Origin of the sequence: Burkholderia sp. AU16741 (assembly GCF_002223345.1) — a bacterium.
GTDB lineage: Bacteria > Pseudomonadota > Gammaproteobacteria > Burkholderiales > Burkholderiaceae > Burkholderia > Burkholderia sola.
Window position 1 is genome coordinate 13,114 of the sequence record NZ_NKEZ01000010.1, and the last position, 20,165, is coordinate 33,278.

General features: G+C 63.7%; 15 protein-coding genes and 2 pseudogenes. 16 read left to right on the forward strand and 1 reads right to left on the reverse strand.

The window, feature by feature from the left end; translation table 11 throughout:
- The first annotated feature begins 363 nt into the window (after positions 1–363).
- The 10 genes and pseudogenes from CFB89_RS28960 (at position 364) to CFB89_RS28995 (ending at position 13,084) form a co-directional block, all read left to right on the forward strand.
- Positions 364–906 carry a hypothetical protein gene (locus CFB89_RS28960; RefSeq protein ID WP_089470979.1) on the forward strand — a complete coding sequence of 181 codons (543 nt, stop codon included), beginning with the start codon at positions 364–366 and terminating at the stop codon, positions 904–906.
- 893 nt (positions 907–1,799) lie between these two features.
- Entirely contained in the window at positions 1,800–3,125 is a 1,326-nt protein-coding gene (locus tag CFB89_RS28965) for an ornithine cyclodeaminase family protein (RefSeq protein ID WP_256979786.1), read from the forward strand.
- Positions 3,119–4,501: an alanine racemase gene (locus tag CFB89_RS28970; RefSeq protein ID WP_089470952.1), complete on the forward strand. Its 1,383-nt coding sequence runs from the start codon at positions 3,119–3,121 to the stop codon at positions 4,499–4,501. The genes CFB89_RS28965 and CFB89_RS28970 overlap by 7 nt, the downstream gene beginning before the upstream one ends.
- A 17-nt stretch (positions 4,502–4,518) precedes the next feature.
- Positions 4,519–5,541, forward strand: coding sequence for a cysteine synthase family protein (locus CFB89_RS28975; RefSeq protein ID WP_089470953.1), 1,023 nt, complete (start codon positions 4,519–4,521; stop codon positions 5,539–5,541).
- A 110-nt stretch (positions 5,542–5,651) separates the two neighbouring features.
- Positions 5,652–6,524: pseudogene (locus tag CFB89_RS35550) on the forward strand (MATE family efflux transporter); the annotation flags it as partial.
- 70 nt (positions 6,525–6,594) lie between these two features.
- Positions 6,595–6,708, forward strand: a pseudogene (locus CFB89_RS35555) (hypothetical protein); the annotation flags it as partial.
- A 36-nt stretch (positions 6,709–6,744) separates the two neighbouring features.
- The gene (locus CFB89_RS35560; protein WP_256979795.1) at positions 6,745–6,915 is read left to right on the forward strand and encodes a hypothetical protein; all 171 of its coding nucleotides are present in this window, start codon (positions 6,745–6,747) and stop codon (positions 6,913–6,915) included.
- Positions 6,916–7,939: 1,024 nt separating this feature from the next.
- Positions 7,940–8,716 (forward strand): LuxR C-terminal-related transcriptional regulator, encoded by a 777-nt coding sequence (locus tag CFB89_RS35565; protein ID WP_256979787.1) that lies wholly within the window; start codon positions 7,940–7,942, stop codon positions 8,714–8,716.
- 12 nt (positions 8,717–8,728) lie between these two features.
- A complete protein-coding gene (locus CFB89_RS28990) occupies positions 8,729–8,977 on the forward strand; it encodes a hypothetical protein (RefSeq protein WP_089470955.1) in 249 nt (82 codons plus the stop codon).
- Positions 8,978–9,058: 81 nt separating this feature from the next.
- Positions 9,059–13,084, forward strand: coding sequence for a DUF3683 domain-containing protein (locus tag CFB89_RS28995; protein ID WP_306427137.1), 4,026 nt, complete (start codon positions 9,059–9,061; stop codon positions 13,082–13,084).
- Between the two features lie 50 nt (positions 13,085–13,134).
- Here the strand turns inward: CFB89_RS28995 and CFB89_RS29000 are convergent, their stop codons facing one another.
- On the reverse strand, positions 13,135–14,115 hold the full coding sequence (locus CFB89_RS29000) for a thioesterase II family protein (RefSeq protein WP_089470956.1): 981 nt from the start codon (positions 14,113–14,115) through the stop codon (positions 13,135–13,137).
- Between the two features lie 75 nt (positions 14,116–14,190).
- Between CFB89_RS29000 and CFB89_RS29005 the strand changes: the two genes are divergently transcribed.
- The 6 genes from CFB89_RS29005 (at position 14,191) to CFB89_RS29030 (ending at position 20,150) form a co-directional block, all read left to right on the forward strand.
- Positions 14,191–14,901, forward strand: coding sequence for an ABC transporter ATP-binding protein (locus tag CFB89_RS29005; protein ID WP_089470957.1), 711 nt, complete (start codon positions 14,191–14,193; stop codon positions 14,899–14,901).
- Positions 14,898–16,289 carry an ABC transporter permease gene (locus CFB89_RS29010; RefSeq protein ID WP_089470958.1) on the forward strand — a complete coding sequence of 464 codons (1,392 nt, stop codon included), beginning with the start codon at positions 14,898–14,900 and terminating at the stop codon, positions 16,287–16,289. Before CFB89_RS29005 ends, CFB89_RS29010 begins: the two co-directional genes overlap by 4 nt.
- Before the next feature lie 61 nt (positions 16,290–16,350).
- The gene (locus CFB89_RS29015; protein ID WP_256979788.1) at positions 16,351–16,785 is read left to right on the forward strand and encodes a FixH family protein; all 435 of its coding nucleotides are present in this window, start codon (positions 16,351–16,353) and stop codon (positions 16,783–16,785) included.
- Positions 16,786–16,844: 59 nt separating this feature from the next.
- Positions 16,845–17,987 (forward strand): DJ-1/PfpI family protein, encoded by a 1,143-nt coding sequence (locus CFB89_RS29020; RefSeq protein ID WP_089470960.1) that lies wholly within the window; start codon positions 16,845–16,847, stop codon positions 17,985–17,987.
- A gap of 112 nt (positions 17,988–18,099) precedes the next feature.
- Complete coding sequence (locus CFB89_RS29025; protein ID WP_089470961.1) at positions 18,100–18,882, forward strand: outer membrane lipoprotein-sorting protein; 783 nt, start codon at positions 18,100–18,102, stop codon at positions 18,880–18,882.
- Positions 18,879–20,150, forward strand: a complete 1,272-nt coding sequence (locus CFB89_RS29030) for a hypothetical protein (protein WP_256979789.1) — start codon at positions 18,879–18,881, stop codon at positions 20,148–20,150. The genes CFB89_RS29025 and CFB89_RS29030 overlap by 4 nt, the downstream gene beginning before the upstream one ends.
- Positions 20,151–20,165 lie beyond the last annotated feature (15 nt).

Below are 20,165 nucleotides of genomic sequence, written 5' to 3' on the forward strand. Positions count from 1 at the left end.
TGCGCACGGCCCCGGTCCGCTTGCTGGCGGCCGGGGCCGTGCATCGTGAAGCGGCCGCATAGAGCCACGTCATCCTTATCATTCGGAATGCAGATGAAATCGGTCGGCATGAAGCACGCCTGCCGGCCCGTGCCGCGCCCGTCCGTCGTCAAATACAGCGGCCACCTCCGCGGCAAACCCTCCGATTGTCAAACAGCGTGAGTCAATCGTCAGTATTTGCAACCGAAGTAACAGTCCCCGCAATGCAGTCGTTTTGCTCGCCGGCGCCGCTACATTAGCTCCACCTGCCGCATGTCGCGGCAAGGCATGCGACCAGCCGCACGAACGCGGCGCGCAGCAACAACGTCTTTGGGGAGAATGACCATGAACAAGATTCGTACGATTCTGCTGGGTGCCGCTCTGACGGCGATGGCGACGTCGGCTGCATTTGCACAGACGGCCCAGACCGGCGCCCAGGGTTCCGCAGGCGTCGGTGCGCAGGTCCAGACGCCGCTGCTCGGCGGCGGCGTGGGTGTGCAGGCAGGCGCCGGCGCGAATGCGGCCGGCTCGGGTTCGGGCGCCGGCAATGTCGTCGGCGGCGCGCTGAACGGCGTGGGCCAGACGGTCGGCGGCGTGGGCACGGCGGCCGGTACGGCGGTGGGCGGCGCGACGCAGGCGGTCGGTTCGGCGGCTGGCGCGACGAAGAATGCGGCGGCATCGGCCGTGCACGCGACGAAGTCGCACGTGAAGCACGTCGCAGCCTCGACGAAGCGCCATGCTCAAGGCGCAGTGTTGACCGCAGGCGACGTGGCGGGCGGCGCGAAGGCGAAGACCGGCGAGGCGCTCGAAGGCGCGACGAATTCGGTGCAGGGCGGTGCGTCGGTCGGCGTGAAGGGCTCGGCGTCGGCGCAAGGCGGCGCGCTGTAACAAGCAGCACGCATCCCGTCATGGCCCGGCCCGCTTCGATGCGGGCCGGGTTTTTTCATTGAGGAACGCGCTACGTCGCGCACGGCCCCTCCTGTCGAAAGGCGGGAAAACGGATGTATCGATATTGCTTGGGATTGCAAAGAATAATAAACGACGGGTCGACTGAATTCGACGCCAGAAAGAGACGACTGTCGGGCCGCAGCGGCAAGCTGACGGCGCGAAGGCCGCGCGGGTGGAACGCCATGCGGCCCGCAGGCGGTTCTCCGAACCACCGGCACCGGCTGCGTAGAGCCTCGCACCGTCACGACATATCCCACCCGAACGATTCGGCGGCTTTCGATGCAGGGCACTTTTTTCCCTCAACGAGGTATCGCTCAGGCGGTATTTTCGAGCAGCGAGCCGAGCTTGCTTTTCGATATCGCCATCGAGCGGCTGGCGGCCTCAAATTTCGCTTTCGTGATTCAATGGCGGCCGCCGTAAATGCATTTGCAATGATGAAATAAAGTATTTGCAAGGAAAGTGGAAGCTAGTTTATAAATACGAGCGATTTGTATTTTCTCTACCGGTCGCAACCATCGAGGTTGACGGAACGCCCGGATGATCGTGACACGGTTCGCTGTGTTTCATCATGTGCGCGCGTTGGCGCGACATGAATGCCGCCTGCCAGACAGCTATGCCGACGTGAGGGAATCCCGTCGATATTGCTGAACTCGTCAGCCAGCACCTGGTGAATCTCGGAGGGAACACGGTATTTTCGTTATCGAAATGCTGATTATCGCGATCAGCATCAATCGCGAGACATCTTGTTGTTACGCTGGTATCAATGTGTTTTTTTAATCAATTTGATTCGGATTACAAAATGAATGGGTCGTATGAAATGAAAAACGAAATAATTGACGATCCCGTTCCTTGCTGCGCGATCCGCATTTCGGAAGACAAGATTCCAGGATCAATACGTTGCAGCGCATGAAGCACCCGCAGTAATTGAGCGTGTCGCCAGCCCTCCGGCGCATCCGCCTTCATGTCGCGCGCGCGATTCGCAGCGGCAACGCCGCGGAACAGGAATGTGCGATCTGGTGCGTCGGTGCCGGTCGCGGCACGTCAATGTTCAAGTCAACCTGCACGACCAGTGTGGCAGGCCCGTTCGATACGTGACATCCGGTGAGACACAAGTGAATACGATGATATCCACGATGGCAGATGGAGCTGAACCCGACGCGGACGTTCGACCGCGGCTCGCAACGCAACCCTCGCGACTCCTCGTGCTCGGCAAGCGCACGATCGACGAACTCGACTACGATCCGTCGATGGTGCTCGATGCCGTCGAACGCGCATACCTTGGCCTCGGTAGCGGCGAATCCGACAATCCGCGCAAGCTGATGAGCCAGCCCCCGGACAAGCATTCCGTCGCGTACTCGATGCTGGGTCGAGACGGCGGACGCAGAACAGTCGGCTTCAAGACGTCGTATAAGTTCGATCCGGAACATAACCGCGAACTGCAGAAGTACTACACGACGTTGTTGCTGTTCGACGACGAAACCGGCCTGCCTGTCGCGCTGATGGACGGCAGCCTTGTCGGGTCGCTGCGCACGCCGGCGGTGTCTGCCCTGATCGCGCGCACCGCCGCGCCGCGGGCTCGAACGGCGCTCGTCGTCGGCACGGGGACGCAGGGGCGGATGGCGGCGCCGTTCCTGCTGACCGCCTTGCCGGACATCGAGCGCGTGATCGTGCACGGCCACTATGCGTCGGGGATCGACGCCGTCCGCAAGACGTTGAAGCGCTTTCATCCGGGCCGTGACATCGAAGTGTCGACCGATCTCGTGGCCTCCGCGAATGAAGCGGACATCGTGCTCGGGGTGGCCGGCGCCGGTGTATCGGAGGCCGTGCGGCACGCGGCGCTGAAGCCGGGCGCGCTCGCGCTTCTGGTCGGATACGGCATTCACGCCGACGCGCTGCATGGCGCCGATTACCGCATCGCGACGAGCGAGGCGCAAATGCAAGTGACCGGTGCCGATCTCGCGGACGAAGCCGGAAAACTGCCTGCCGTCGATGCCGAGTTGCCGGACATACTGCTTGGCCGCAAGCCTGCGCGGCGCACCGATGCCGATGTCGTTTACGCGTTCAACAGCGGCATGATCGTGACCGACATCGCGCTGGGGCGCGTGCTGGCCGATGCCGCGCTGACGAAAGGGCTCGGCCGGGAAGTCGAACTATGGTGACGGATATTCCACGGCTGCCGGCGTTGTGGGACCCGCTGCTGCGGGCTTTCGTGGACGAACATCAGGCGACGATCCACGACCTTGTGCATGGTTTCGACGCGCCCGTTCATTTCTTGTTTCCCGAGCGCTTCGCGCGCAATGTCGCCGATTTTCAGCGCGTACTGGACGGTCGCCAGGTGTCCGGGCGCCTCTATTACGCGAAGAAGGCGAACAAGGCGCGATGCTTCGCGCATGCGGCGGCGGCATCGGGGATCGGCATCGACGTCGCAAGCACGGGCGAGTTCTCGGAAGCGTTGGCCGCGGGGGTGGGCGGAACCGATATCGGTGTATCCGGCCCGTCGAAGTCGAGTGCGCTGCTGCGGCTCGCGGTTTTGCACGATGCGTTGATCGCCATCGACAGCGGGGAAGAACTCGATCGGCTGATCGCGATTTCGGGGCAGGCGAAGCGGGTCGCACGCATTCTGTTGCGGATGGCGCCGACGGCACGCAACGACAGCCGATTCGGTTTGAGTGCCGACGCACTCCGCGTCGCGCTGTCGACCTGTGCCGCGATGCAGGCGTCACTCGTCCTCGAAGGGTTCTCGTTTCATCTGTCCGGTTACAGCGCGACGGAGCGCTGCAATCAGGCCGCGACCGCGATGCGCGCTTGCATGGCCGCGCGTGAGCTCGGTCTTGCGCCGACCACGATCAATATCGGTGGCGGCTTCGCGATGTCGTATGCCAGCGAGCGCGACTGGCACGCATTCCAGCGTGCGCACCGGGCGGACGATTACCACGCCAACAAGGTATTCGACGGATTCTATCCGTATCACTCGGCGTGTAGCGGCGCGCAGATGCTCGATGCGATCCTGGCCGGGACTCCTGATTCGGCGTCCGCATCGCTCGCGGAACTGCTTCGCGAGTACGGCCTGACGCTGATGCTGGAACCGGGGCGTGCGCTGCTGGATCAGGCAGGGTTCACGGCGTTTGCCGTGCAAGGCATGAAGGACTGCGGCGACTATGGCATAGCGACCGTCAATGGCACGAGCTTCAGCGTGTCGGAGCAATGGTTTGCCAGCGAATTCCTGCCCGATCCGGAACTGGTGAGCGTCGTGCGCGCGCCTTCGCGATCGCCGCGCCCGGGCACGCCTTATCGCGCCTGTGTCGGCGGTGCGAGCTGCCTCGATTCGGACATGCTGACCTGGCGCAAGATCGCATTCGGGCAGCGCCCGGAACCCGGCGATCTGCTGATCTACCCGAACACGGCCGGCTATCAGATGGATTCGAACGAATCTCCATTTCACGAGCTGCCGCTTCCCCCCAAGCTTGTCGTGACACTTGACGGCGCGCGGCCACGCTGGCGCGTCGATCGCCTCTTTCAGCTTCCGGGAGCCTGACCATGAATGTGCGTTTTATGGGTGAGCAAGCCACGATCGCCGTACCTGCGATCGTGTCGAAGGTATCGGATCTTGTCGGCCGCACGCCGTTGTTCGAATTGATTCGCGGCGCCAACGGCGCGCGCATCCTGCTTAAACTCGAATCGACGAATCCGACCGGCAGCGCCAAGATCCGGATGGCAAGGCAGATGCTCGACGAAGCCGAACAGGACGGCAGTCTGCGGCCGGCCGGACACGTGATCGAATCGACGTCCGGCAATACGGGCATGGGGCTCGCGCTGTTGTCGGCCGAGCGCGGCTATCGGTTCACCGCGATCGTGGACAGTCACGCGTCGAAAGACAAGCTGCGCGCGATGCAGGCCTTCGGCGCAAAGCTCGTCTGCGTGAGCGACGGCGACGCGATCGCGACGGCGGACCGCGACGCGCTTGCCAAGCGCATGGCAGCCCACGATCCGGACAGCATCTGGACGGAGCAGCACAACAATCCCGCGAACGGTAACGGCTACCGCGGGCTGGCACATGAACTGCGCGACATCCTCGGCGACCGAATCGACTTTCTGGTCGGTTCGGTCGGCACCGGAGGCTCGCTGTTCGGCACTGCGCGAGAGCTGCTCGCGACAGGGCCGGCGCCGCGAGTCATTGGCGTCGAGCCCGTCGGCTCGATCGTTTTCGGCGGCGAAGGCGGATCGTATTATCAGTCCGGCACCGGGACGCCGCCCGGCGCCGAGATCGGCGCGTTGGTCGACTATGCGTTGCTCGACGAAGGCTACAAAGTGACCGACGCGGCCGCCTTCAATACGGCACGCTATATCGCGCGCAAGAAGTCGCTGCTCGTCGGCGGCTCGGCGGGCAGCGTCATCTGGCACGCGTTGAAGATGTTCGACTCGCTGCCCGCGGGTGCGACGCTCGTGGTCCTCGTCTGTGACGGCGGGGAGAAATATCTCGACACGGTGTTCGACGACGACTGGATGCGAGAGCGAAATCTGCTCGACGCGTCGATTGCCCGGGAACTTGAATCGATATTTTCCCGCGCCGCATGAAACTTCATCGACAAGTCTGGCTCGATGCCACGCAAATCGGCGTGCTTGCCGCTCCCCTCATCCTGACGCAACTCGCCCAGGTGGCGCTGACGACGACCGACATCGTCATGATGGGCATGCTCGGCCCGCGCGAGATCGCCGCGGGCGGCCTCGCGCTGACGATCTTCAACCAGTTCCGGACGATGGGAACCGGGCTGGTGACGGGAACCGGCAACCTCGTCGCGTTCGCGAACGGTCAACACGCGCATGCGGACATCATGCGGCTGGTGCGGTCCGGCTTTGCGCTGTCGACGCTCGCGGCACTGGCGTTTGCATTGATGATGCTGTGTATCGAAATGCCGCTTGTCTGGCTCGGGCAGGATCCCGACGTCGCGCGGCAAGCATCGTTCTATCTCGCGGCGGCGGCACCCGGCATGTTGCCGTGTCTGTGGTTTCAGGTGCTTCGGCAATACACCGTCGGACTGCGCAAGCCCGGGCCGCTATTGGCGATCACGATCGTATCGATCGTCGTCAATGCGGCGCTCGACTACGCGTTGATGTTCGGCCGGTTCGGATTTCCGAAGCTCGGCCTGATCGGTATTGCGTGCGCAACCAGCAGCGTGTACCTGCTTTCCTTCATCGCGTTTCTGACGATCGCCAGGCGCCGGCCGGAACTATCCGAACACTTGTCGCTTGTCGTCTGGCGTGCCGATGCCGATACGTTGGCGCGGACGTGGCGGATGGGTTTGCCGATCGCGGCAACCTATGGATCGGAGGCGGCGTTCTTCACCGTCCTCACGCTCGTGATCGGGACGCTCGGCGCCGATGCGCTGGCCGCCCAGACGATCGTGAATCAGATGATCTACATCGTGTTCATGGTTTCGGTCGGTTTGTCTCACGCGTCGTCGATCAGCATCAGCCATGCGTGTGCGCGGCACGACTATCGCGGTGCGCGTCGACTCGGCTATACGGGGCTCGCGCTGGGCGTCGTGACCATGCTGATCGTTGCGCTGCCGTATCTCGTTGCGCCCACCCGCGTGCTCGCGCCATTTCTCGATAACGGTGTGGCCGCGAGTGCCGAAGTTCTGCGCCTCGCCGGGGGGGCTGCTGACGATCGCGGCGCTGCTGCAGATCTTCGATTGCAGCCAGAACATCGGCGTCGGCATTTTGCGGGGCCTCGGTGACGTAACGAGTTCGTTTCGGATATCGATCGTCGGATACTGGTTGATCGGTCTGCCGGTCGCCTGGGCGGCCGGTGTGCTGCTGGGATACGGCATCTACGGTATCTGGAGCGGACTTGCCATCGGCCTGGCGGCAACGGCGTCGATGTTGCTGCACAAGTTCGAGGGCCGCCTTCGCGCGATGACGGAACGAATGCAAGACGGACATTCGTGAACGCGACGAAGTTTCCAATGCGTGCACCGGCGCACGCCGTGCACCGAATTCCCGAAGTACCGGCCGGTATTGCATCGAACGCGGCACTTCCGCTCGTTTCCCCAGCGGCGGAATGCCGGCCGAATTCCCGATTGTCCGCATGCGTTGTCGTTTATAGACGGCAACCTGTCTTTGTCCGCGACCGACCCGGTGCGCGGCATGGTGGTCGTGACTCGCCTCATCCGGCGTATTCCGCTTTGGGGATGCACAAGCCGTGACGGTCATCGCTCATGAGTGCGCGAATCGTATGCCGACGAGATGCGTCGGTGGAGCGTTTTCGTAGTCAGTAAATTTTCCTAATTCGGCCGATCGAGGTCGAAAGAGCGAGGCGGATATAACCACATCTGGAAAGCATGATTTGGCCGGCCGCATTTTATGAATTATCGAAGCGGTAATTGATTGCCGTGGATGCGCGCGATGTAAATAATGCATCGTATTATACGAGCCGGTGAAATTGACGTCGATTGATTTGTAAAGTTTTCTGGCGCTTCGAATTCAAAATCGTGACAAGATGCCGCACTTCGCAGAGTTATTGAAATATTCTGTTGATTTGGCGCATTTTTACGCAACGAAATCTCAATTTCGCTCTGTAATATCAAAGAAAGGTTCATTACATATTTTTTTCGGAAAGTAATGTTTCTGTCTTCTGTCCTCCGATATACTTGCGCAACTTCAACTTTAGAGCACGAAGTCTAGACGGATAGGCGTGTGGTGAACTGTTTCAGCCATTGGCAAGTAAATAATTCAGATGTTAATGGTCTTGCGTAATTGGTTTGTATTCCACATGAGTACTGGTTCTCAAAACATGGTTCGCGAACGATGGCTGGCTAGACGTTGCCATCGGATACTGTCGCAGTACTGGCGCGTAGAAAGCAAGTGGCGTTGGATTGCCAATCCGATAAGGCCTTGAAGCTTTGGCAGCTATTCGGCTGCCAGAGCATGTCAACGAATACGAATCTTGTCTTTTCAATAAGGGCCCAGAAAATTGGAGACCTTTTCTCGCATCATTGGCGAGATTCTTCGTCCCAACGGTTTGACCGAGGGGATCGATCAACTCGCGGAAAAAATCGGACGCGTGATTCCGTTCGACAAGTGTTTGATTTTGCACGGCGGAAGCGGCGATACGGCTTCTCACGGGCTGATATATCGCTATGGGGCCGCGAGCGACGCGGGAGCCCGAAGAGGCGTGACTTTGTTCGGCCCCGGGATCGATATCGATCGATATCTGGGTTGCTTCGCGTTGTCCGATCGTCAGGATCATACGTTTCGCTGGCGCGATCTCGACGGGGAAGCGCCACAACGCGATGCGCAGGTCAGCGATGTCGCGTCGTACATGCGGGGGCGGGGTGTGGTCGCTTGCATCGGCGCTCCACCCGGCGATTCGACGGCCATTCGGACCGTTTTGCAGCTGAAGTGCGAAGACACGACGCTGCATTCGGCATTGCTCGTCAGTCTCATCGCCATGCATTTGCATGCGGCGTTGACCCAGAAGATTGCGCGGCAGAACCGGGAAGGCGCGGAACCGCGCGCGGCCGGCCTCGAGCCGGATGCGTGCGAAAGCTCGAACAGTATTCAGTTCACGAGAAAGGAATCCGACGTAATCAAATGGGTAGTCGAAGGCAAGACTGCGTGGGAAATCGGCCGGATCCTTTCGATGTCTGAAAGGACGGTCAAATTTCATCTGACGAACGTCTATGAAAAGCTGCGTGTGTCGAATAGAGCGCAAGCGGTGGCGAAGGTGAGCCGTCTGGGATTGATCTAGGAGAGTTCGGGAATGTCTTTCAAGGAAAAGGTCAAGGCATTTGTCGCGCGTCACGGGTTGACGTACAAAGCCTATATTTTGTCGATTCTCTTTCTGCCGCCGGCAGCACTTTATATCGCATGGAAGCGACCGGGCTTGCCGATGCCGGGCCGCGTCTTGCTGTGTGTGACCGGCGTGCTTGCGCCTCCGTTGGTCGGTATCGCCACGGCGATGATTCTGAAAGGTGCATTCGATTTGATCCGGACAGCCGTTTCCGTTTAGTTTCCCTGCTGATTGCCGAATACGATTCCGCTTTCCCGAGCGTGGTTCTCGATCGCTTCATCATTCATTTCATAGACGCCAATGAATGCCCGACTGCCAACCGTACAATTGCTGGAGCGTATTCGGGCAATAGCTGGATTACATGAACCGTCGCGCAATATTCCGTATAACTACACGTCGTTTTCCGATCGCGAGATCGTGATCCGCCTGCTCGGCGAGGACGCGTGGGCGGTGCTCGACGAACTGCGCGCCGAGCGCCGCACGGGCCGCTCGGCGCGGATGCTCGGCGAAGTGCTCGGCGACATCTGGATCGTGCGCCGCAACCCGTACCTGCAGGACGACCTGCTCGATAACCGAAGGCGTCGCCGGTTCCTGATCGCCACGCTGCATGATCGGCTGTCCGAAATTGCAAGACGCCGTCGGGTGAGTGTGAGCGGATGGTACGACGACGCCGGCCGCGAACGCGCATCGCGCGTCGAGATGCTCGAAACCGCCGCGCAGCGCGCGGTCGACGAATTCGCGGACGAATTCGACAAGATGGCCGAGCTGCGCCGCCGCGCGACCAAGGCGCTTGGCCGCTGCACGCAGAAGGACAACATCCGCTTCGACGGGCTGTCGCGCGTGTCGCACGTGACCGACGCGACCGACTGGCGCGTCGAATACCCGTTCGTCGTGCTGACCCCCGACACCGAAGCCGAGATCGCCGCGCTGATCAAGGCGTGCTTCGAGCTCGGCCTGACCGTGATCCCGCGCGGCGGCGGCACCGGCTACACGGGCGGCGCGGTGCCGCTCACGCCGTTCTCCGCGGTGATCAACACCGAGAAGCTCGAACAGCTCGGCGCGGTCGAGCTGACCGAGCTGCCGGGCGTCGCGCACAAGGTGCCGACGATCTTCTCCGGCGCGGGCGTCGTCACGCGCCGCGTGACCGAGGCGGCGGAGGCGGCCGGCTACGTGTTCGCGGTCGATCCGACCTCGCTCGACGCGTCGTGCATCGGCGGCAACGTCGCGATGAACGCGGGCGGCAAGAAGGCCGTGCTGTGGGGCACCGCGCTCGACAACCTCGCGTGGTGGCGGATGGTCGACCCGGACGGCAACTGGCTCGAAGTCACGCGCCATGAGCACAACCAGGGCAAGATCCACGACATCGCGGTCGCGCGCTTCGAGCTGAAGTGGTTCGACGGCGCGCATGCGCCCGGCGAGAAGCTGCTGCGCACCGAAATGCTCGAGATCGAAGGCCGCCGGTTCCGCAAGGAAGGGCTCGGCAAGGACGTGACCGACAAGTTCCTCGCCGGCCTGCCGGGCGTGCAGAAGGAAGGCTGCGACGGGCTCATCACGTCCGCGCGCTGGGTGCTGCACAAGATGCCCGCGCACACGCGTACCGTCTGCCTCGAATTCTTCGGCCAGGCGCGCGAGGCGATCCCGAGCATCGTCGAGATCAAGGACTACCTGTTCGAGACGTCGAAGCAGGGCGGCGCCATCCTCGCGGGCCTCGAGCACCTCGACGAGCGCTACCTGCGCGCGGTCGGCTACGCGACCAAGAGCAAGCGCAATGCGTTCCCGAAGATGGTGCTGATCGGCGACATCGTCGGCGACGACGCCGATGCGGTCGCGCAGGCGACGTCCGAAGTGATCCGGATGGCGAACGGCAAGAGCGGCGAAGGCTTCGTCGCGGTCAGCGCGGAGGCGCGCAAGCGCTTCTGGCTCGACCGCAGCCGCACGGCCGCGATCGCGAAGCACACGAACGCGTTCAAGATCAACGAAGACGTCGTGATCCCGCTGAACCGGATGGGCGAGTACACCGACGGCATCGAGCGGATCAACATCGAGCTGTCGCTGAAGAACAAGCTGCAACTGGTCGACGCGCTCGAAGCGTTCTTCAGGGGCGGCAACCTGCCGCTCGGCAAGACCGACGACGCGAACGAGATCCCGAGCGCGGAACTGCTCGAAGACCGCGTGCAGCAGGCGCTGGAGCTGCTCAAGCGCGTGCGTGCGCGCTGGGAATTCGTGCGTGACCGGCTCGACCAGCCGCTGCGCGAGGCGCAGCACTACCTGGTGCAGCTCGGCTACGCGGCGCTCGCCGAGAAGTTCGCCGATCGCGCGGACGAGCAGCCGGGCGCGACCGTGTTCCACATCACGCAGGACCGCACGGTCCGGATTTCGTGGAAGCAGGAGATCCGCGCGGAGCTGCGCGCGATCTTCAACGGCGGCGCGTTCAAGCAGATCCTCGACGAAGCGCAGGCGATCCACAAGCGCGTGCTGCGCGGGCGCGTGTTCGTCGCGCTGCACATGCACGCGGGCGACGGCAACGTCCACACGAACATCCCGGTCAACTCCGACAACTACGAGATGCTGCAGGACGCGCACGCGTCGGTCGCGCGCATCATGACGCTCGCGCGCTCGCTGGACGGCGTGATCTCCGGCGAACACGGGATCGGCATCACGAAGCTCGAATTCCTGACCGACGACGAGATCGCCGAATTCCGCGCGTACAAGCAGCGCGTGGACCCGAACGGCCGCTTCAACAAGGGCAAGCTGCTCGACGGCGCCGATCTGCGCAATGCGTACACGCCGAGCTTCGGGCTGATGGGCTACGAGTCGCTGATCATGCAGCAGTCCGACATCGGCGCGATCGCCGATTCGGTGAAGGACTGCCTGCGCTGCGGCAAGTGCAAGCCGGTGTGCGCGACGCACGTGCCGCGCGCGAACCTGCTGTACAGCCCGCGCAACAAGATCCTCGCGACGTCGCTGCTGGTCGAGGCGTTCCTGTACGAGGAGCAGACGCGCCGCGGCGTGTCGATCAAGCACTGGGACGAGTTCAACGACGTGGCCGACCACTGCACGGTGTGCCACAAGTGCGCGACACCGTGCCCGGTGAAGATCGACTTCGGCGACGTGACGATGAACATGCGCAACCTGTTGCGCAAGATGGGCAAGAAGAAGTTCAACGCCGGCAACGCGGCGGGCATGTTCTTCCTGAACGCGACCAACCCGCAGACGATCAACCTCGCGCGCGGCGTGATGATGGGCGTGGGCTACAAGGTGCAGCGCTTCGCGAACGACATGCTGAAGAAGGTCGTGACGAAGCAGACGCAGCACCCGCCGGCGACGACGGGCAAGCCGCCGGCGGTGGAGCAGGTGATCCACTTCGTGAACAAGAAGATGCCGGGCAACCTGCCGAAGAAGACGGCGCGGGCGCTGCTGGACATCGAGGACAACAAGATCGTGCCGATCATCCGCAACCCGAAGACGACGACCGTCGATTCGGAGGCGGTGTTCTACTTCCCGGGCTGCGGCTCCGAGCGGCTGTTCTCGCAGGTGGGGCTGGCGACGCAGGCGATGCTGTGGGAGGCGGGCGTGCAGACGGTGCTGCCGCCGGGCTACCTGTGCTGCGGCTATCCGCAGCGCGGCTCGGGCCAGTACGACAAGGCCGAGAAGATCGTCACGGACAATCGCGTGCTGTTCCACCGGGTGGCGAACACGCTGAACTATCTGGACATCAAGACGGTGGTGGTGTCGTGCGGCACGTGCTACGACCAGCTCGCGGGCTACGAATTCGACAAGATCTTCCCGGGGTGCCGGATCATCGACATCCACGAGTTCCTGCTCGAGAAGGGGATGAAGCTGGACGGGGTGACGGGCACGCGCTACATGTATCACGACCCGTGCCACACGCCGATCAAGACGATCGACCCGGTGAAGCTGGTCAACGAACTGATGGGTGCGGAGAAGGACGGCTACAGGATCGAGAAGAACGATCGCTGCTGCGGCGAGTCGGGCACGCTGGCGGTGACGCGTCCGGACGTGTCGACGCAGGTGCGCTTCCGCAAGGAAGAGGAGATCCGCAAGGGCGCGGCGAAGCTGCGCGCGATTCCGGTGGTGGCGGGCGACGCGCCGGCGCCGGCCAATGCGGGCACGAACGGCCCGGACGTGAAGATCCTGACGAGCTGCCCGTCGTGCCTGCAGGGGCTGTCGCGCTACAACGAGGACGCGAACCTGGAGGCCGACTACATCGTGGTCGAAATTGCGCGCCAGGTGCTCGGCGAGAACTGGATGGCCGATTATGTCGCATGGGCCAACCATGGCGGGATCGAGCGCGTGATGCTGTGAGGAAACGACCTCGCGAACAACGCGGGCGCGACCGGCTCGCTGTATCGAGACTATGCGTGTGCGGCCAGCATCGCGACAACGTGATCCTGGAGCTCGCGCTCCCTGGCATGGATGAAGAAATGATCGCCGTCGAACCGATGAAGCGCAAACGGCCCGTCGCTGTAGCGGCGCCATTCGCGCAACGCGTCGATATCGACATGCGGATCGTGCAGCCCGCCAAATACGGTCAGCCCGCACCGCAACGCGAAAGGCGTGTCGGTGCAATAGCCTTCGGCCAGCGCCAGATCGGCCCGCAGCGCGCGCAGGAAATGCCGAAGCCAGTCCGGCTCCGACAGCAACGCATCCGGTGTGCCGCCCATCGTCTTCAGCCAATCGATGAGGTCCGGTTCCGGCAATCGATGAAGCGCTAACGGACGAGGCGCAACATGCGGTGCGCGGTGCGCCGCGCAGAATGCGTGAATGGGCCCGCGAAGCCGTCGCCGATCGAGTTCCTTCAGCCATTCGATCCCGACGACACTGCCGAAGCTGTATCCGAAGGTGCCGAACGGCTTGTCGAGCAACCCGTTCGCGGCGGTGGCCAACGCATCCGTCATCGCATCCAGCGACGTGGGGGGCGCTTCCGAGAAGCGCGTCTGGCGTCCCGGTAGTTCGACCGCCACGACTTCGATCCAGTCGGGCAGATCGAGCGCCCAGCGCCGATAGAGCAGCGAACCGGCACCGGCATACGGGAAGCAGAACAGCCGGTGCGTGGCCGCGGGTTGCGGGCGATGCAGGATGAACCAGGGCGTTATCTTGACTGGCATGCCGATTGAGAGCGGAAGTCGTGACGCGTCGCGGCCGCGATCCGGTCCGGGGCGGCGCGCCGATGACGGTGCAGCGTAATCGCAAGGGCCGGCGACGTGTGCCGTCCGACGGTACAGGTTGACGATCCCTCCCGGCCGTGATTGTTCTCGAATGCGGGACGCGACATATGATCCCGGCATCGGGTTCGCGCCCGGATGCTGCCCCAACGAACAGGTTTTTCCCTGCATGCAAGTTGGTATTCTGCGCTGCGCGATCGTCTTGCACCGTGCTGTCGCGGCCTGCCAACTTCGTATATCGAGACCATGAACGCCGTAATACTCGAAGCCGTTGAAAAGTCGTATCTGATGGGTTCCGTCAACGTGACCGCGCTGCGCGACGTCACGCTCGACATTCGCGACGGAAAACTGACCGTCATCGCCGGTGCTTCCGGCAGCGGGAAGTCGACGTTGCTGAATCTCGTCGGATGCGTGGACCGGCCCGACCGCGGCCGCATCGTCGTGGCGGGCGAAGAGGTCGGTCGTTTGTCGGACGACGCGCTGTCCGATTTTCGTGCGCGACGGCTCGGCTTCGTCTTCCAGAACTTCAATTTGCTGCCGGTGCTCACGGCGCACGAAAATGTCGAATATCCGCTGCTTCTCGCGGGCACGCGATTGACGGAATCCGAACGTGCGCTGCGGGTGCGCGACATGCTCGATGCGGTCGGCCTCGCGGACAAGGCGCAGCATCGTCCGGGGCAGATGTCGGGCGGTCAGCGGCAACGCGTCGCGATCGCACGCGCGCTCGTCGCGTCGCCGAACCTCGTGCTGGCGGACGAGCCGACCGCCAATCTGGACAGCAAGACCGGCCAGCAGATCATCGCGCTGATGCGGCGATTGCAACGGGAGCGGCGCGTGTCGTTCGTGATTTCGTCGCACGATCCGCAGGTCATCGCGGCAGGCGACGACGTCGTCCACATTGCCGACGGGATCGTGTCCGACGTGACCCGCTCCGCCGACCAGGAGGCGTTCGCATGAAGACTTTTTCGCTCGCGCTCCGCAATCTGCTGCGCAATCGTCGCCGCTCGATCACGACCCTGCTCGCGATGATCGTCGGCGCGCACGCGGTGCTGCTGTTCGGCGGCTATACGCGCAACATCACGTATGGTCTGCAAACCGATTACGTGAAATACGGCGGCCACCTGCAGATCGAACGCAAGGGGTTCTACGAGTTCGGCAGCGGGAATCCTTCCGCGTACGGGATCGACAACTACGCGGCGATCATCGACGCGGTGAAGGCCGATCCGGAACTGGCGAAGATGGTGCTCGTCGCGACGCCCACGCTGCAGTTGCAGGGTATCGCGGGCAATTTCGACGCGGGGTTGTCGCGTACCGCGCTCGCGCTCGGCGTGCGCGTCGACGACCAGAACCGGATGCGCGCCTGGAACGACTATCACTTCCCCGTGACGATCCCGCCGATGGCGCTGACCGGAACGACCGGCGACGCAGCCGTGATCGGGACGGGCCTCGCGCGGGTGCTCGAACTGTGCGGACCGCTCAAGGTGCCCGACTGCAACCCGCCCAGGAAGCCCACGGACACCACGCCCGCCTCGCCGCTTCCGGGCGACATCGCGGCCCTTGCCGAGGGTACGCGCGCGGCGCCGGCTGCCGCGGCGGGCGACCGGCGGATCGAACTGCTCGCGGCGACCGCGCGCGGTGCGCCGAACGTGGCGGAACTGCAGGTCGTGAAGGCGGAGCGACAGGGCATCAAGGAATACGACGACATGTACGTCGGCCTGCATCTCGCGCAAGCGCAACGACTCGTCTACGGCACCGAGCAGCCGAAGGCGACGGCGATCGTCGTCCAGTTGCGCCATACGTCGGATTTGCCGGCCGCGAAGGCCCGGATCGAGACGCTGCTGAAAACGAAATTCGCCGGTACGGACACGGAAGTCGTCGATTACACGGTGCTGAACCCGTTCTATGGTCAGGCGCTTGCGATGTTCGCGACGCTGTTCGGTTTTGTCGCGCTCCTGATCGCCGCGATCGTGCTGTTCACCGTCGGCAACACCATGAGCACGGCGGTGTTCGAGCGCACGGTCGAAATCGGCACGCTGCGCGCGATGGGATTGCGCCGCGCGGGCGTCCGTCGCCTGTTCCTGTGCGAAGGGTTGCTGCTCGGCGTGATCGGCGCGGTGCTCGGCGTCGCCAGCGCGGCGTTGCTGGCCGGCGTCATCAACGTCAGCGGGCTGACATGGACGCCGCCGGGCCGCTCGCCGGTGCCGCTGATCATTCGTGTGTGGGGCGAGAACGACCTGATCGTCGGTACCGCGATCGGCCTGCTCGTGGTGGCGATGCTGTCCGCGTTGCTGCCCGCGCGCCGCGCGTCGCGGATGGAGATCGTCGATGCGCTCCGCTATGCATGATCGAACGATCGGATCGGGCGTCGATGAAATGTCGATGAAATCGATTCGTCGGCGGATTGTCATGTTAGCCTTCGCCGGGAGCGGCATCGCCATGCTCGGCGCATGTGGCGCGCCGGCCGAGCAGCCGGTTCCCGCGGGTCTGAATCTGTCGTTGGCGCGAGCGACGGCGTCGGGTGCGTACGTCGTGACGCTCGAACCGCCGACGGCTCCGCCGCCGCTGAACCGGATCCATGCGTGGACCGTTACCGTGAACCGTGCATCCGGCGAGCCCGTGCGCGGTGCACGCATCGAAGTCAGCGGCGGGATGCCTCAGCACGGGCACGGCCTGCCGACGCGCCCTCGCGTGGTCGACGGCGACGCAAACGGAACGTATCGGCTGCAAGGGATGAAGTTCAGCATGCCCGGCTGGTGGACGATCACGCTGAAGGTCCGGGACGCGCAGCGCGACGACGAAGTGACGTTCAACGTCGTGTTGCCGCCGGCGGTGGCGTCGTGACGGTCGACACGGGCGCCATGCCTGATTACTGGATGAGTTCCCTACACGGAGAGGCTTCAATGCGAAAAGTCATGCTGTACTGGATGATGTTGCTGCTCGCGCCGTTTGCATCGGGTACCGCGAACCTTGCCCATGCGGGGCCGGCGAGCGAAGCGTCGGCGCCGGCCGCCGCCGCGCCCGCGGCGGCACGCGCGGACCGGCTGCCCGCCTATCAGCCGCGCTTCGGGCGCACGCGCCCGATCGTCGCCGTCGTCGGCGAAAACTACTATACCGAGCTGACCGATTACGTCGTTCCCTATGGCATCGTGGCCGAATCGGGCGCGGCGGATCTCGTCGCGCTCGCGACGAAGCCCGGCCCCATCCGGATGTTCCCGGCGCCGATGAACGTCATTCCGGACGAAACCACCGCCCAGTTCGATCAGCGCGTGCCCGAAGGCGCGGACTACGTGATCGTGCCGGCCGTGCATCGCGACAGCGATCCGGCGCTGCTGGCATGGGTGGCCGAGCAGGCGAAGAAGGGCGCGACGATCATCGGCGTGTGCGATGGCGTCTGGGTGGTCGCCCGTGCGGGGCTCCTGGAAGGCCGCCGTGCAACGGGGCACTGGTATTCGATGAACGATCTGCGCAAGAAGTTTGCCGATACGCGCTGGGTCGACGGCAAGCGTTACGTTGCCGACGGCAAGGTCGTCACGACGACCGGCGTCACCGCGACGATCCCGGTATCGCTTGCGCTCGTCGAGGCGCTCGCCGGGCGCGAACGCGCGCTGCAGGTCGGCGAGCGGCTCGGACGGCCTGCATGGTCGTCCGAGATCGCGAGCGACCGCTTCAACCTCGGTTTGCCGGCGATGGCGACGATCGCGACCAACTACGTGTCGTTCTGGTCGCATGAGGATTTCGGTATCCCGATCGCGCCGGGTGTCGACGAAATCGCGCTCGTGCTCGAGGCCGACGCCTATTCCACGACGTTCCGCTCGACCGCCTACACGGTGGCCGCGAACCGCGAACCCGTGCGCACCCGGCGTGGGCTGACGATCGTTCCCGACCGCGTGGCCGGCGTCGACGCGCCGACGCGAATGCTGTCCGCGCCGATCACGCGCTACCCGTTGCATGCGCTCGATGCATCGCTGAACGCGATCTCGTCCGAGTTCGGCAAGCGCACGGCCGCATGGGTCGCACTGCAGATGCAGTATCCGGGCTACTGAGCTGCACTCCGCAGCGTCAACCCGTTCCTCCCCAAGCCTGTCGGTTCTCCACCCGTTTTCGGGTGGGAGCCGAACTCGTCCCTGTCATTCCGTATTTGCCCCGGAGATTCCGATGCAGACGCATTCGATGGCGCGCCTGGGCGCCGCCGCGATCCTCGCACTCGCCTGCTGTACCGCACACGCCGCGCCCGATCCGCAACGCATCCTCGCCGCGAGCGATGCCGTTCGCAACCCGAGCGAACCGTTCACGCTGAATGTCACGCTGACGCAGTACACCGACGGCAAGCAAACGGATTCGAACGCACTGACCGCCTATTCGCGGATCAACCCGGCGAGCGGTCAGTTTCGCAGCCTGATTCGATTCGCCGCGCCGGCACGCGATGCGAACAAGCTGATGCTCAAGAGCGGCAACGATCTGTGGTTTTTCGATCCGGCGAGCAAGGCGACCATCCGTATTTCGCCGCAGCAACGGCTGCTCGGGCAGGCGTCGAACGGCGACGTGGTCACCGTCAATTTCGCCCAGGGATATCGCGCCCAGGTCGAGGCGGAGGAGGACGTGCAGGACGGCGAGCGCCAGACGCGCCGCGCCTACCGGTTGAAGCTGGTCCAGAGCGTATCCGACATGACGTATCACTCGATCGAGATGTGGATCGACACGACGGACTCGCGACCCGTGAAGGCACGTTTCTTCAGCGAGAGCGGCAAGCTTCTCAAGACGGCGTTCTATCGACGCTTTCAACAGCAGCTCGGTGCGTTTCGGCCCACCGAGATCGTGATCATCGACGGGCTCAATCCGAATCTCGTGACCGTGATGCGATATGCGGACTACGTGGCTCGGGAGATTCCGGATGCGTGGTTCCAGTCCGATTTCATGGCGCGTTTCCAGCCTGAATGATGACGCGCATCAGCATCGCCTGTATCGCGTTGGCCGGCATGGCGAGCGTATGCCATGCCAATGACGCGGAAGAGGCCGGGCTGGCGCTGGCCGACGCGACGCCGGTGCAGAAGGTCGACGACGGCAAGTACCAGTTCAGTCTTGAACCGGGCCTGCGTTTCGCCACCTTGCGCGCGGGCGGCACGCGGACGGCCACGCGGCTGTCGCTCGACCTGACCGCGCGTCATGCATTCTCGAACGGCTGGGGCATCAGTCTTGCCGACCGACTCGACCTGAACGGTCCGTGGCGCTTCGATGGCGATTCGGGCGCGATCAACACGCTGAAGGAACTGTATGTGGACGGCCGCGTTGGCGGCGGCAGCACGCTGCTGCAGGCCGGCCGCGTCAATGTGCGGCTCGGCGTGGCGACCGGCTACAACCCCACCGACTTTTTCCGCGACAACGCCGTCCGTTCCGTGACCTCGGTGGATCCCGCGAGCCTGCGCGAGAACCGGCTCGGTACGGTGATGCTGCGCGGCCAGCAATTGTGGGCCGACGGCTCCGTCAGCGCGCTCGTCGCGCCGCGGATCGCGGATCGCGCGACCGACGCATCGTTCTCGCCCGACTTCGGCGCGACGAACCAGCGCACGCGCTGGATGCTTCAGTTCAGCCAGCGCGTCGTCTCGGATCTGTCGCCGCAAATCGTGATCTACGATGACGGCAAGCCCGGCAGTTCGCCGCAATTCGGCGTCAACCTGGTCCATCTCGTCAACAATGCGTGCGTCGGATACGTGGAGTGGTCGGGCGGGCGAGGGCCGTCGACGCTGGCACGTGCGCTGGGGCAGCCGTACAGCGATGTCGCGTTCCGCTGGAAACTCGCCACCGGCGCAACGTGCACGACGTCGCGCAATCTGTCCGTCACGCTGGAGTATGACCGGGACGGCGCCGCGCTCGATCGTGCCGGTTGGCAGGCGCTGCGCAATGGCCCGCCGGCCGGTTACGCCGCGTATCGAACCCTCGCGGCCGCCCAGCAGGATCCCACGACCCGCGACGGGCTCTTCGCGATGGTCAGGTGGCAGGACGCGTGGATCCCGCGTCTGGATCTCTCCGGTTTCGTGCGGTTGAATCTCGCCGATCGCAGCCAGCTCACCTGGCTCGAGGCGCGTTATCGCTTCGCCAGAACCGATGTCGCGCTGCAATGGCAGATCAATGCGGGCGCGTCGTCGACCGAATACGGCGCGCTGCCACAGTCGAATCTCTTCCAGTTGCTCGTCAAGCACTATTTGTGACGCGGCAGCGCCACC